14 protein-coding genes and 1 riboswitch are annotated in these 11863 nt (G+C 69.1%); of the genes, 11 read left to right on the top strand and 3 right to left on the bottom strand.

All coding sequences use genetic code 11. The annotated features are described in order from the left end of the window. The 9 genes from AC3WLN_RS17510 to AC3WLN_RS17470 form a co-directional block, all read left to right on the top strand. On the top strand, window positions 1-263 hold a 263-nt coding region (locus tag AC3WLN_RS17510; RefSeq protein WP_492483354.1), incomplete at its 5' end, for a PepSY domain-containing protein. Window positions 264-589: 326 nt separating this feature from the next. Continuing rightward, window positions 590-2365: an acetolactate synthase 3 large subunit gene (locus AC3WLN_RS17505; RefSeq protein WP_492483352.1), complete on the top strand. Its 1776-nt coding sequence runs from the start codon at window positions 590-592 to the stop codon at window positions 2363-2365. 116 nt (window positions 2366-2481) lie between these two features. Further along, window positions 2482-3024, top strand: a complete 543-nt coding sequence (gene ilvN / locus AC3WLN_RS17500) for an acetolactate synthase small subunit (RefSeq protein ID WP_056183565.1) — start codon at window positions 2482-2484, stop codon at window positions 3022-3024. 81 nt (window positions 3025-3105) lie between these two features. Further along, window positions 3106-3408, top strand: a complete 303-nt coding sequence (locus AC3WLN_RS17495; protein ID WP_492483350.1) for an AbrB/MazE/SpoVT family DNA-binding domain-containing protein — start codon at window positions 3106-3108, stop codon at window positions 3406-3408. Beyond that, window positions 3389-3763 carry a type II toxin-antitoxin system PemK/MazF family toxin gene (locus AC3WLN_RS17490; protein WP_492483349.1) on the top strand — a complete coding sequence of 125 codons (375 nt, stop codon included), beginning with the start codon at window positions 3389-3391 and terminating at the stop codon, window positions 3761-3763. The genes AC3WLN_RS17495 and AC3WLN_RS17490 overlap by 20 nt, the downstream gene beginning before the upstream one ends. After that, entirely contained in the window at window positions 3760-4398 is a 639-nt protein-coding gene (locus tag AC3WLN_RS17485) for a glutathione S-transferase family protein (RefSeq protein ID WP_492483347.1), read from the top strand. The genes AC3WLN_RS17490 and AC3WLN_RS17485 overlap by 4 nt, the downstream gene beginning before the upstream one ends. 92 nt (window positions 4399-4490) lie before the next feature. Next, window positions 4491-5135 carry a TetR/AcrR family transcriptional regulator C-terminal domain-containing protein gene (locus AC3WLN_RS17480; RefSeq protein WP_492483345.1) on the top strand — a complete coding sequence of 215 codons (645 nt, stop codon included), beginning with the start codon at window positions 4491-4493 and terminating at the stop codon, window positions 5133-5135. 26 nt (window positions 5136-5161) lie between these two features. Continuing rightward, a complete protein-coding gene (ilvC, locus tag AC3WLN_RS17475; RefSeq protein WP_238280482.1) occupies window positions 5162-6181 on the top strand; it encodes a ketol-acid reductoisomerase in 1020 nt (339 codons plus the stop codon). Window positions 6182-6416: 235 nt separating this feature from the next. After that, window positions 6417-7070: a pyridoxamine 5'-phosphate oxidase family protein gene (locus AC3WLN_RS17470; protein ID WP_492483342.1), complete on the top strand. Its 654-nt coding sequence runs from the start codon at window positions 6417-6419 to the stop codon at window positions 7068-7070. A 12-nt stretch (window positions 7071-7082) separates the two neighbouring features. On the opposite strand, the gene tam is transcribed toward AC3WLN_RS17470, so the two are convergent. The 3 genes from tam to AC3WLN_RS17455 form a co-directional block, all read right to left on the bottom strand. Beyond that, the gene (gene tam / locus AC3WLN_RS17465) at window positions 7083-7865 is read right to left on the bottom strand and encodes a trans-aconitate 2-methyltransferase (protein WP_492483340.1); all 783 of its coding nucleotides are present in this window, start codon (window positions 7863-7865) and stop codon (window positions 7083-7085) included. Window positions 7866-7911: 46 nt separating this feature from the next. After that, window positions 7912-8985: a tryptophan--tRNA ligase gene (gene trpS, locus AC3WLN_RS17460; RefSeq protein WP_492483338.1), complete on the bottom strand. Its 1074-nt coding sequence runs from the start codon at window positions 8983-8985 to the stop codon at window positions 7912-7914. A 107-nt stretch (window positions 8986-9092) separates the two neighbouring features. Beyond that, window positions 9093-9887: an endonuclease III domain-containing protein gene (locus AC3WLN_RS17455; RefSeq protein WP_492483336.1), complete on the bottom strand. Its 795-nt coding sequence runs from the start codon at window positions 9885-9887 to the stop codon at window positions 9093-9095. Between the two features lie 146 nt (window positions 9888-10033). Continuing rightward, a riboswitch (glycine riboswitch) is annotated at window positions 10034-10149 on the top strand. 154 nt (window positions 10150-10303) lie between these two features. Between AC3WLN_RS17455 and gcvT the strand changes: the two genes are divergently transcribed. Then, window positions 10304-11434 (top strand): glycine cleavage system aminomethyltransferase GcvT, encoded by a 1131-nt coding sequence (gene gcvT / locus AC3WLN_RS17450; protein WP_492483334.1) that lies wholly within the window; start codon window positions 10304-10306, stop codon window positions 11432-11434. Window positions 11435-11465: 31 nt separating this feature from the next. Beyond that, window positions 11466-11828: a glycine cleavage system protein GcvH gene (gcvH, locus tag AC3WLN_RS17445; protein WP_492483333.1), complete on the top strand. Its 363-nt coding sequence runs from the start codon at window positions 11466-11468 to the stop codon at window positions 11826-11828. The last annotated feature ends 35 nt before the right edge of the window (window positions 11829-11863 follow it).

Genomic DNA, 11863 nt, shown 5'->3' with positions numbered 1-11863 from the left:
GACCCGCCCACGCCCTCCTCGCCGCCCTGACCGTGGCCCTGCTCGCCGGCCAGGGCGCGGCGTCGGCCGAGACTCCCGGCGCCGACTGGCTCACGCCGGCCCAGACCAGACAGGCCCTGAAGAGCGCGGGCTACAGCGAGATCACCAAGCTCGAAGCCGATGACGGCCACTGGGACGGCGAGGGGATCAAGGACGGACGCCGCATGCGGTTCGATGCCGACCCGAAGACCGGTGCCATCCTCGGCGAAGTTCCGGTCGAGTAGACCGGCCCGAAGCCGCCGCCCGCTGCCCCGTCATGTGCGACGCCGGAACCGGCAAGATCGTGCGCCTCGGCGTTGACCGGTGTCCCCACCTTCGGTAAGACACCCCACACGATTTTTCGATTCGCCCTGCCGGGCGGACGAACGAGGCGAACGAAGACGCGATGCGTGCCATCCTTATCGTAACGGAAGCGCCACCGACGGGGCGGACCTGACAACAGGGTCCGCGATCCGAATGGTGGCGCATGCAGGGTCCCTCGGGGCCCTTTTTTATTGCCGCGCCGCGCCGGACGACACGAACAGCACAGACAGTTTCAAGGAGCAGGACGATGGGCGGCGAGGTCATGACCGGGGCCGAAATGGTCATCCGGGCGTTTCAGGATCAGGGTGTCGACACGCTGTTCGGCTATCCCGGCGGCGCGGTGCTGCCGATCTACGATGCGCTCTTCCACCAGGAGACCCTGAAGCACATCCTCGTGCGCCACGAGCAGGGGGCGGTCCACGCGGCGGAGGGCTATGCTCGCTCGTCCGGCAAGGTCGGCTGCGTCCTCGTCACCTCGGGCCCCGGCGCCACCAACATCATCACGGGTCTCACCGACGCGCTGCTCGATTCGATCCCGCTCGTCTGCATCACCGGCCAAGTCCCGACGCACCTGATCGGCACGGACGCCTTCCAGGAATGCGACACGGTCGGCATCACCCGCCACTGCACGAAGCACAACTACCTGGTCAAATCGATCGACGACCTGCCGCGCATCCTGCACGAGGCCTTCTACGTCGCCGCCAACGGCCGCCCCGGCCCGGTCGTCATCGACCTGCCGAAGGACGTGCAGTTCGCCTCCGGCGTCTATGAGCGCCCGACGCAGAACGGCCACAAGACCTACAAGCCGGCCTTCAAGGGCGATGCGGCCCAGATCCAGGCGGCGATCGAGCTGATGGCCTCGGCGCGTCGGCCGATCCTCTACACCGGCGGCGGCGTCATCAATGCCGGCCCGCACGCCTCGGCCCTGTTGCGCAGGCTCGCGGCCGAGACCGGCTTTCCCGTCACCTCGACCCTGATGGGCCTGGGCGCCTTCCCGGCCTCGGACGACCAGTTCCTCGGCATGCTCGGCATGCACGGGACCTACGAGGCCAACCTGGCGATGCATGATTGCGACGTCATGGTCTGCATCGGCGCCCGCTTCGACGACCGCATCACCGGCCGCCTCGACGCCTTCGCGCCGTTCTCGAAGAAGATCCACGTCGACATCGACGCCTCCTCGATCAACAAGGTCGTCAAGGTCGATATCGGGATCGTCGGCGATTGCGGCTCGGTGCTCGAGGACATGCTGGCCGCCTGGAAGGCCCAGCCGCGCCAGCCGGACAAGGCCCGCCTGGAGGATTGGTGGACCAAGATCCGCACCTGGAAGGCGCGCGACTGCCTCGCCTACTGGCCGTCGGGCACGATCATCAAGCCGCAATACGCCGTCCAGCGCCTCTACGAGGCCTGCAAGGATCGGGAGACCTACGTCACCACCGAGGTCGGCCAGCACCAGATGTGGGCGGCGCAGTACTTCAAGTTCGACGAGCCGAACCGCTGGATGACCTCCGGCGGCCTCGGCACCATGGGCTACGGCCTGCCGGCGGCCATCGGCACGCAGCTCGCCCACCCGGAGGGTCTCGTCATCGACATCGCCGGCGAGGCCTCGATCCTGATGAACATGCAGGAGCTGTCCACGGCGGTGCAGTACCGCCTGCCGGTCAAGATCTTCATCCTGAACAACGAGTACATGGGCATGGTGCGCCAGTGGCAGGAACTGCTGCACGGCTCGCGCTACTCGCAAAGCTACTCCGAGAGCCTGCCCGATTTCGTGAAGCTGGCGGAAGCCTACGGCGCCAAGGGCATCCGCTGCGAGAAGCCGGGCGACCTCGACGCGGCGATCGCCGAGATGCTCGACTACGACGGTCCGGTCGTCTTCGACTGCATCGTCGACAAGAAGGAGAACTGCTTCCCGATGATCCCGTCGGGCAAGGCGCACAACGAGATGCTGCTGTCGGACTACCTCGGCGAGACCGGAGTCGAGCTCGGCGACGTCATCTCGGAAGAGGGCAAGATGCTGGTCTGAGCCTCCGGACCCATCCAGACGCACCCGGACCGGGCGCCGCCGCGCCCGGTCCTTTTCCGATCGGCCCACCGGGCCACCGAAGACACGCGATCGCAGACGAAGATCCGGGGCACGCCATGAACGCCATGAACACGCACTATCCCGATGCCGGCCGGGTCGAGCCGATCAACCGGCACACCCTGGCGGTGATCGTCGACAACGAGCCCGGCGTGCTCGCCCGGATCTCGGGCATGTTCTCCGGCCGCGGCTACAACATCGAGAGCCTGACGGTGTCGGAGACCGAGGTGGCGCGCCACCTCTCCCGCATCACCATCGTCACCGCCGGCACCGACGCGGTGATCCAGCAGATCAAGGCGCAGCTCGACCGCCTCGTGCCCGTGCACCGGGTCGTCGACCTGACCCTCCAGGGCAAGGCCCTCGAGCGCGAGCTCTGCCTCGTGAAGGTGGCGGGCACCGGCGAGCACCGCACCGAATCGCTGACCCTCGCGGCGGCCTTCGGCGCCAAGACCCTCGACGCCACCCTGAACTCCTTCGTGTTCGAGGTCACCGGCACCACCGAGGAGATCGACCGCTTCATCGGCCTGATGACGGTGATCGGCCTCGTGGAGATCTCCCGCACCGGCATCGCCGCGATGGGGCGCGGCGCCGAGCCGATGTAGGGTTGGCGGCGTCTTAGACCCAGGTAGGCCTTGGCCGCGGGATCGCGCTATGATGGCGGTGATCCGCGGCGGAGGAGAGCCATGGAAGCCAAGCTGGAGCGGGAAGGAGCAGATTACGCGGTTCGCCTGTCCGCGGATGAAGTCCGCAGCCTCGGTTTGTCCGAGGGACAGACCGTGGAAGTTCTGCCGAAGGCCATGCGGGGAAACCCGGCGAGCCCCGTCGCTCCAGAACAGGGGCGACGCATCGTGAATGGGTTGCCCGTCTACACGATGGCCGAGATGGTGGCCGAGGCACGCCGCCTGGGCCCCGATTTCGAGCCGCCGACCGTGGATTGGGGGGCCGACGTCGGCTCTGAAATCATCGATGACGACGCCCCGTACTGACTGTGTACGCCAGCCGGGCGAGATCCTCCTCGTCGATCTCGAGCCGGTCCTCGGCACCGAGCAGAGCGGACGCCGGCCCGCCCTGGTCATCTCGAACGAGGCCATGCATTTTCTGGCACCGCGCGTCATCGTCTGTCCGATCACGCGCAGCCGCAATCCCTGGCCGACCAAGGTCCTGCTGCCCGACGGCCTGCCCGTCGAGGGCGCGGTCCTGGTCGATCAGGTCCGCTCCATCGACAGGAACGCCCGCGTCCTCCGGTCACTCGGCTTCGTCCCGAATGCCATCCTCGCCGAGGTCCGGGGCAAGCTCGCGACCCTGATCGGCATCACCTGGAACGATCACGAGACACCATGACCACCCTCTACTACGCCCCCGGCGCCTGCTCGCTCGCCTCCCACATCGCCCTAGAGGAGACGGGGACGCCCTACGAGACCGTGCGGCTCGACCTCGCCAAGGGCGACCAGCGGGCGCCCGCATACCTCGCCGTCAACGAGCGCGGCCGCGTGCCGGCGCTGGTGGAAGGCGACTGGGTGCTCACCGAGAACACCGCGATCCTGCGCCACATCGCCCGCACGCATCCGCGGGCCGGGCTCTGGCCGGAAGCGCCGCGCGACCAGGCCCGGGTCGACGAGTGGCTCGGCTGGCTCTCCACCGGCCATCACATCGCCTACGCGCATATCCGCCGGGCCGAGCGCTACACCGGCGATGAATCCGCGTTTCCCGGCATTCAGGCCAAGGGCGCAGAGACCTGCGGCGACCTGTTCACGATGACCGAGGTCAAGCTCTCCAACGGCGGCTGGGCCCTGGGTGAGGCCTACAGCGTCGCCGATCCCTACCTACTGCTGTTCTGGACCTGGGGCCGCGGCCCGGCGCTGCGTTTCGACATGGCCGAGCGCTTCCCCGCCTGGACGCGCCACGCCCGCGCCATGGCCGCGCGCCCGGCCGTGCGCACCGTGTTCGCCCGCGAAGGCCTGACCCTGCCCGAATAGGCAGCCGGTGCGGCCGCTCCCCCTTGTCCAGGCCACCGAATCGGACTAGGAGACCGCGTACCGTACGGTACGGTACTGGTTTTCGGATCGGCATGAGCGCGACGGCCACACGCGACGAGACAGGGCAGGAGGCGCCTTCGGCCCGCCAGCAGGCGGTGCTCGATGCCGTGCTCGCCCTCCTCGTCGAGGAGGGGGATCAGCTCACCATGGACGCCGTGGCGCGCCGGGCGAGCTGCTCGAAGGAGACCCTCTACAAGTGGTTCGGCGACCGCGACGGCCTCCTCACCGCCACGGTGCGCTGGCAGGCCTCGCGGGTCCATGCCGGCCGCGACGCGGACGGGGCCCTCGACGCCGAAACCCTGCGCGAGCGCCTGCTCGACTTCGCCGTGAGCTGGCTCGACGTCATCGCGGGCCGTACCTCGGTGGTGCTCAACCGCATCGCCATCGCCCATGCCGGCTCGCGCAAGGGCAACCTCGGCGCCATCGTGCTGGCGAACGGGCGCCTGGCCATCGGCGCGCGGGTCAAGCCCGTGCTGGAGGCGGGACGCGCGGCCGGGCTCCTGGCGTTCGAGGACAGCGAGACCGCCTTCCGGACCTTCTTCGGCCTGGTCGGCCGCGACATCCAGATTCGACTCCTCCTCGGCGACGCGCTCGACCTCGACGCCGCCGAGATCCGACGCGACGCGGCCCGCGCCGTCGACCAGTTCCTGGCCCTGTACGGCCGGGCCCGTTCCTGACACCCCACGAGAAGAGGATACATTCCATGCGGGTCTATTACGATCGCGACGCCGACCTCAACCTGATCAAGGGCAAGAAGGTCGTCATCGTCGGCTACGGCAGCCAGGGCCATGCCCACGCGCTGAATCTCCGCGATTCCGGCGTCAAGGGCATCGTCATCGCGCTCCGCGAAGGTTCGGCCACCGCCAAGAAGGCTGAAGCCGAGGGCTTCACGGTGATGAACGTCGCCGACGCCGCCAAGCAGGCCGACGTCGTCATGATGCTGACCCCGGACGAGCTCCAGGGCGACATCTACAAGGAGTCCCTGGAGCCGAACATGAAGCAGGGCGCCGCCCTCCTGTTCGCCCACGGCCTCAACGTGCACTTCAACCTGATCGAGCCCCGCAAGGACCTCGACGTGCTCATGGTCGCCCCGAAGGGCCCCGGCCACACCGTGCGCGGCGAGTACCTCAAGGGCGGCGGCGTGCCGACGCTCATCGCCATCGCGCAGGACGCCTCGGGCAACGCCCACGACCTCGGCCTCTCCTACGCTTCGGCGAACGGTGGCGGCCGCGCCGGCATCATCGAGACCACCTTCAAGGAAGAGTGCGAGACGGATCTCTTCGGCGAGCAGGCCGTGCTCTGCGGCGGCCTCGTCGAGCTGATCAAGGCCGGCTTCGAGACCCTGGTCGAGGGCGGCTACGCCCCCGAGATGGCCTATTTCGAGTGCCTGCACGAGGTGAAGCTCATCGTCGACCTCATCTACGAGGGCGGCATCGCCAACATGAACTACTCGATCTCGAACACCGCTGAGTACGGCGAGTACGTCACCGGTCCCCGCATCGTCACGCCCGAGACCAAGGCCGAGATGAAGCGCGTCCTGAACGACATTCAGTCGGGCAAGTTCACCCGCGACTGGATGCTGGAGAACAAGGTCGGCCAGACCTCGTTCAAGGCCACCCGCGCCAAGCTCGCCGCCCACCCGATCGAGGAAGTCGGCGCCAAGCTGCGCGGCATGATGCCGTGGATCTCCGAGAAGGCCCTCGTCGACAAGGCCAAGAACTGAGACAAGGCCAAGAACTGATTTTGCACGTTGCAGCCGGGCTTCGCTCGGCTGCGCGTCGCGGAGGAAGCCGGCGTCGCGCGAGCGGCGCCGGCTTTTTCGTGCGCGGACGACAGGTCGCTGCGCCCTCGCCATGGCGAGAGATGAAGGGATCGAATGTTGTGCTCGGACAGGTTTCCCGCGATCATCGCCGCCAACGGCTGCCCGGTCGAGAGCGGCCGAAACGCAGAGGACCCCCATGGCATCGCTCTATTACGACGCGCATCGCGCGCTTCAGGAAGAGTTCAACACCGTCAAGCTCGCGGAGCGCCTGGACACCGGATGGGTTCAGGAGCAGATCGGCGAGACCGAGGCCGCCTTCATCGGCAGCCGGGACATGTTCTTCCTGTCCACCGTCGACCCCGACGGCATGCCGACCGTCTCCTACAAGGGCGGCAGCCCCGGCTTCGTGAAGGTGCTCGACGGTAACACGCTGGTGTTCCCCGGCTTCGACGGCAACGGCATGTGGTACTCGATGGGCAACATCGAGGGGCAGTCCAAGGTCGGCCTGCTGTTCATCGACTTCGAGACCCCGCACCGGGTCCGCGTTCAGGGCCATGCCCGGATGCTGCGCGACGATCCCCTGATGGCCGAGTACACGGAAGCCAAGTACCTCGTCCGCGTCGAGGTCACGAAGGCCTGGGTCAACTGTCCGCGCTACATCCACAAGTACCAGAAGGTGGCGCAGAACCGATACGTGCCCACCCCCGACAAGGAGACGCCGCTCGCCCTCTGGAAGCGCCTCGACATGGTCGCCGACGTCATCCCAGAGGAGGACAAGGCCCGCGTCGCGAAGGAGGGCCGGATCGAGCTGCCCGAGTACGAGGCCCGGGTCGCGCGCGGCGAGAGCTGAGCCGGCTCGGCGCTAGCCCGCGCGCCGCGCGACGATGAACACCCGAGGGAATGTGAGCAGTCGCCGTCCGTCACGGCGAGGCGGATACCCCTCTGCGATCGCGGCCGTGTAGGCGGCGAGGAACCCGGCCTCTTCGTGGGGTGTGAGCGGGTCGAGGAAGGGTCGCAAACCCGTGGCGCGGACCCATTCGACGATGGCGGACGCATCCGCCATCCGGTGGTGATAGGCGGTGCGCCAGACATTCACCTCAGCAGCGTGCGGCGCCAGCAGATCGTAATAGCCGGCCGGTTCCAGCATGCGCCCGAGCCGGCCGGCCACGGCTGGGTCGCCGATCGCCGCCGCCCAGGGGCCGGTTGCCGCCACCGCGCGCATCAGGTGGTGCGACGGCTCGGCGAGGTTGTCGGGCATCTGAACGGCGAGAACGCCGCCGGGTGCCAGAAGGCCGAAGAGACGGGGTATCAGCACCGGGTGGTCGGGCAACCATTGCAGCACGGCATTGGCGTAGATCAGATCCGGCGCCCGGTCCGGCTGCCAGGTCGCCGCATCAGCCAGCGCGAAGGCGAGGTCGGGCAGGCGCTCGCGGGCCCGCTCCAGCATGGCCGGGGAGGTGTCGAGGCCGATGACCTCGGCCTCGGGGAAGCGCGCCGCGATCAGTGCGGTGGAATTGCCGGGGCCGCAGCCGAGATCGTAGGCGAGGCGCGGCGCCGCGAGGGGAACCTGGGCGAGGAGTTCAGCCGCCGGACGCGTGCGCTCGTCCTCGAAGCGAGCGTAGAGGGCGGGGTTCCAGTCGGACATCGTACGTCTCCCGGCACCGGCCCTGTCGGCGGCCGGAGCGCCTCGCTCATCCCTGTACCATCCGCAGGCGCGGTCCCCGCCGGACGAAGCCGACGATGTCCTTGACGGCATCCAGGGTCGGGGCCGCGATGGCCTCGGCCCGCTCGGCGCCGTCGGCCAGCACCGCGTCGATCTCGGCCGGATCGGCCACGAGGCGCTTCATCTCGGCCCCCAGCGGCGCCAGGGTCTCGACGGCGAGTTCCACCAGAGCGCCCTTGAAGGCGGAGAACTGGGCGCCGCCGTAGTCGCGCAGCACGTCCTCGCGCGAGACGTCCTTCAGGGCCGCGAAGATGCCCACGAGGTTGTCGGCCTCGGGGCGGCCGGAGAGCCCCGCCACCTCGGAGGGGAGGGCGTCCGGGTCGGTCTTGGCTTTCCGCACCTTGGCCGCGATGGCGTCGGCGTCGTCCGTAAGGTTGATCCGCGAATTGTCGGAGGCGTCCGACTTCGACATCTTCTTGGTGCCGTCGCGCAGGCTCATGACGCGCGCCGCCGGCCCGCCGATCAGGGGCTCGGTGACAGGAAAGAAGCCGGCCCCTTCGTCGTGCCCATGGGCGGCGATCGACTGCGAAAAATCGTTGTTGAACTTCTGGGCGATGTCGCGGGTCAGTTCGAGATGCTGCTTCTGGTCCTCGCCCACGGGGACGTGCGTCGCGCGGTAGGCCAGGATGTCGGCCGCCATCAGCACGGGATAGGCGTAGAGCCCGACGCTTGCGTTCTCCCGGTCCTTGCCGGCCTTATCCTTGAACTGGGTCATGCGGTTGAGCCAGCCCAGCCGCGCCACGCAGTTGAAGATCCAGGCGAGTTCGGCGTGCTGGGGCACCTGGCTCTGGTTGAAGACGATCGAGCGCCTGGGGTCGATCCCGGCGGCCAGGAACGCGGCGGTGACCTCGCGGATCTGACCCTTCAGCGCCGCCGGGTCCTGCCACAGGGTGATGGCGTGCAGGTCGACGACGCAGTACAGGCACTGCGCATCCCGCGCCTGCATCTCCACGAACCGCTTGATGGCGCCGAGATAATTGCCGAGATGCAGGTTCCCGGTCGGCTGTACGCCCGAGAACACCAGTTCCTTGAACGCGGTCATCGCGGCGGGGTCCTCGTGCGGATTGGGTGAGGCGGCCGCCAGCGAAGATCCGCGCGGCCAAGCGCCGGTTTCTGGACGCCGCGCCGGGACCGGTCAAGGCTCGTCGATCAGGGTTCGCGGATCGTGCCCCCGGCGCCCATGCGGGCCTGACCTTCGGGGCAGAGGTCGAGCAGGACGCAGCGCCCGCAGGCGGGGTTGCGGTGATGGCAGACCTTCTGCCCATGCAGCATCAGCACTTCGTGGTTGTCGTAGAGGGCCTGCGCGCTCCAGTCGGCGGGCAGTTGCGCCCGCAGGATCGGGTGCGACGGCCCGACATCGACGCGGGGGCCGATGAGCCCGGTGCGCTGGGCGACGCGGTGATGATGGCTGTCCACCGGCAGGGCCGGCATCCGCAGGACGCTGAAGGAGAGCACCGCCGCGCTGGTCTTCGGCCCCACGCCGGGGATCGCCTCCAGCCAAGCCCGGGCCTCCTCCACCGCCATGTCCTTGAGGAAATCGAGGGTGAGAGCGCCCTGGCGCGCCTTCACGGCGGCGAGGATGGCCTGGAGCCGCGGCGCCTTCAGTTCCGGCCAGGTCACCCCGGCGATGGTGGCCTCGATCTCGGCGACGGGAGCCGCCAGCATCCCGTCCCAGTCGGGGTAGCGGGCCCGCAACGCCTTGAAGGCGCGGCCGGATTCGGCGTTGCGCGTCCGGTGGGAGAGGAGCGAGGAGACCAGTTCGCTCAACGGGTCGAGGCTGTGGAGGTACGGGATCGGGCAGCCATAGACCGGGCAGAGGCGGGCGTGGATCGCCCGCGCCTTGTCGCTGAGGGCAGGATCGACGACCGCGGTCGCGGCGGGCTTCGCGGTTCGGGTCCGGCGGGGGCGGGGGCCGGCGAGATCGTGCCCTGATGCGATCGGCATGCTGGATGAATCCGCCCGAGTCGTCGCGGTTCCCGGATGCGGCGCCGGCTCACCTCCGGGCTGACGGATTGGGCAAAGCGTAACGCCCAGCCCCGGCAGGGCGCCTTGCATGACGCAGTGCGATGTGAAACCCTGGAACCGTCATCAAAGACGGTACGGGAGAGCCCAGGTCGAGCGTTTCGCCCAGCGAAGCCTTCGAACCATGGCGCCGACGGAGCAACCACCCCCGGAAACTCTCAGGCACAATCACCGTACCGTTGGACAATCTGGAGAGAGGCGCCTGACGGCGTCCACCGAAGGAGAAATCCCGGACTGCATCGGCGGTCGGGGAGAAGCTCTCAGGTAACCGCGACAGATGGGGGCAGCCGGAAACGCTCAGCCGAGCTTCCGGAAGCTGTCTGTCGTGGAGTGATCCGATGTCCCCCGATGTTGCCCGCACGCCCCTGCATGCCTTCCATCTGCGCCATGGCGGCCGGATGGTCCCGTTCGCGGGCTACGCCATGCCGGTGCAGTATCCGGCCGGCCTGCTGAAGGAGCACCTGCACACGCGGGCCGCGGCCGGCCTGTTCGACGTGTCGCATATGGGCCAGATCCGGCTCACCCCGCGCTCGGGCGACCTCGACAACGCGGCGCGCGCCCTCGAAACCCTGCTGCCCATCGATGTGCTCGGCCTGAGGCCGGGCCGGCAGCGCTACGGGCTCCTCCTCGACCCGGCGGGCGGCATCCGCGACGACCTCATGGTCGCCCATTGCGGCGACAGCCTCTTCCTCGTGGTCAACGCCGCCAACAAGGTCGCCGACGAGGCCTATCTGCGGGCGCATCTCTCCGACATCTGCGAGGTGACGGTGTTGGCCCGCGCCCTCGTCGCCCTGCAGGGGCCCGGCGCGGAGGCCGCCCTGGCGCGCCTCGCGCCGGAGGTGGCCGAGATGCGCTTCATGGACGTGCGGATGCTCGGGCTGCTGGGCGCCTCCGCCATCGTCACCCGCTCCGGCTATACCGGCGAGGACGGCTTCGAGATCTCCGTGCCCGAGGATCGGGCCGAGGCCCTGGCCGAGGCGCTGCTGGCCGACCCCGCGGTGCTGCCGATCGGGCTCGGCGCCCGCGATTCCCTGCGCCTCGAAGCGGGCTTGTGCCTGCACGGCAACGACATCGATCCCGGCACCGAGCCGGTGGAGGCCGGCCTGTCCTGGGCGATTCCCAAGGTGCGCCGGCGCGGCGGCGCCCGGGCCGGCGGCTTTCCCGGAGCGGCCCGCATCCTCGACGCCCTGGAGAAAGGTCCCGCCCACAGGCGGGTCGGCCTGCGTCCGGAGGGTCCCGCACCGGTGCGGGCGGGAGCGCCCCTCTTCGCCGACGAGACCGGCGACGCCGTCGGTCAGGTCACCTCCGGCGGCTTCGGGCCGAGCCTGCAGGCCCCCATCGCCATGGGCTACCTGCCGGCGGCGCTCGGCGCCCCCGGTACCCGGGTCTTCGCCGAGGTGCGCGGCAAGCGCCTGCCCCTGGTGGTGTCGGGACTCCCCTTCGTTCCGGCGGGCTTCAAGCGCGCCTGACCCCCTTCCATCCAACACCCAGGAGAGAGCGATGCGGAAGTTCACGGACGAGCACGAGTGGCTGGACTGCGCCGGCGACGTCGCCACGGTGGGCATCACCGCCCATGCGGCCGAGCAGCTCGGCGACCTCGTCTTCATCGAGCTGCCGAAGGTCGGCGCCAAGCTGACCAAGGGCGAGGCCGCGGCCGTGGTCGAATCGGTCAAGGCCGCTTCCGACGTCTACGCTCCGGTCTCCGGCGAGGTGACCGAGATCAACGACGCGGCGGTGGCCGACCCATCCAGCGTCGGGGCCGACCCGCAGGGCGCCGGCTGGCTCTACCGCATCCGCCTCGACGACCCCGCCAGCCTCGACGGGCTGATGGATGAGGCGGCTTACGCGGACTTCGCGAAGTAGCGCCGGCCCGAACCCTCCCCCGCAGAGGAGGGAGG

The sequence above is a fragment of the Methylobacterium sp. FW306-05-D genome (assembly GCF_058782155.1).
Note: the sequence above shows the minus strand (reverse complement) of the source record. Positions and strands in the feature narration are given on the sequence as shown.

Coding starts and splice junctions, on each gene's coding strand:
- AC3WLN_RS17455 (WP_492483336.1), bottom strand. CDS start 9,887: ATGCCGATCGCATCAGGGCACGATCTCGCCGGCCCCCGCCCCCGCCGG.
- AC3WLN_RS17505 (WP_492483352.1), top strand. CDS start 590: ATGGGCGGCGAGGTCATGACCGGGGCCGAAATGGTCATCCGGGCGTTT.
- tam (WP_492483340.1), bottom strand. CDS start 7,865: ATGTCCGACTGGAACCCCGCCCTCTACGCTCGCTTCGAGGACGAGCGC.
- ilvN (WP_056183565.1), top strand. CDS start 2,482: ATGAACGCCATGAACACGCACTATCCCGATGCCGGCCGGGTCGAGCCG.
- AC3WLN_RS17490 (WP_492483349.1), top strand. CDS start 3,389: ATGACGACGCCCCGTACTGACTGTGTACGCCAGCCGGGCGAGATCCTC.
- gcvT (WP_492483334.1), top strand. CDS start 10,304: ATGTCCCCCGATGTTGCCCGCACGCCCCTGCATGCCTTCCATCTGCGC.
- gcvH (WP_492483333.1), top strand. CDS start 11,466: ATGCGGAAGTTCACGGACGAGCACGAGTGGCTGGACTGCGCCGGCGAC.
- AC3WLN_RS17480 (WP_492483345.1), top strand. CDS start 4,491: ATGAGCGCGACGGCCACACGCGACGAGACAGGGCAGGAGGCGCCTTCG.
- AC3WLN_RS17470 (WP_492483342.1), top strand. CDS start 6,417: ATGGCATCGCTCTATTACGACGCGCATCGCGCGCTTCAGGAAGAGTTC.
- trpS (WP_492483338.1), bottom strand. CDS start 8,985: ATGACCGCGTTCAAGGAACTGGTGTTCTCGGGCGTACAGCCGACCGGG.
- AC3WLN_RS17485 (WP_492483347.1), top strand. CDS start 3,760: ATGACCACCCTCTACTACGCCCCCGGCGCCTGCTCGCTCGCCTCCCAC.
- AC3WLN_RS17495 (WP_492483350.1), top strand. CDS start 3,106: ATGGAAGCCAAGCTGGAGCGGGAAGGAGCAGATTACGCGGTTCGCCTG.
- ilvC (WP_238280482.1), top strand. CDS start 5,162: ATGCGGGTCTATTACGATCGCGACGCCGACCTCAACCTGATCAAGGGC.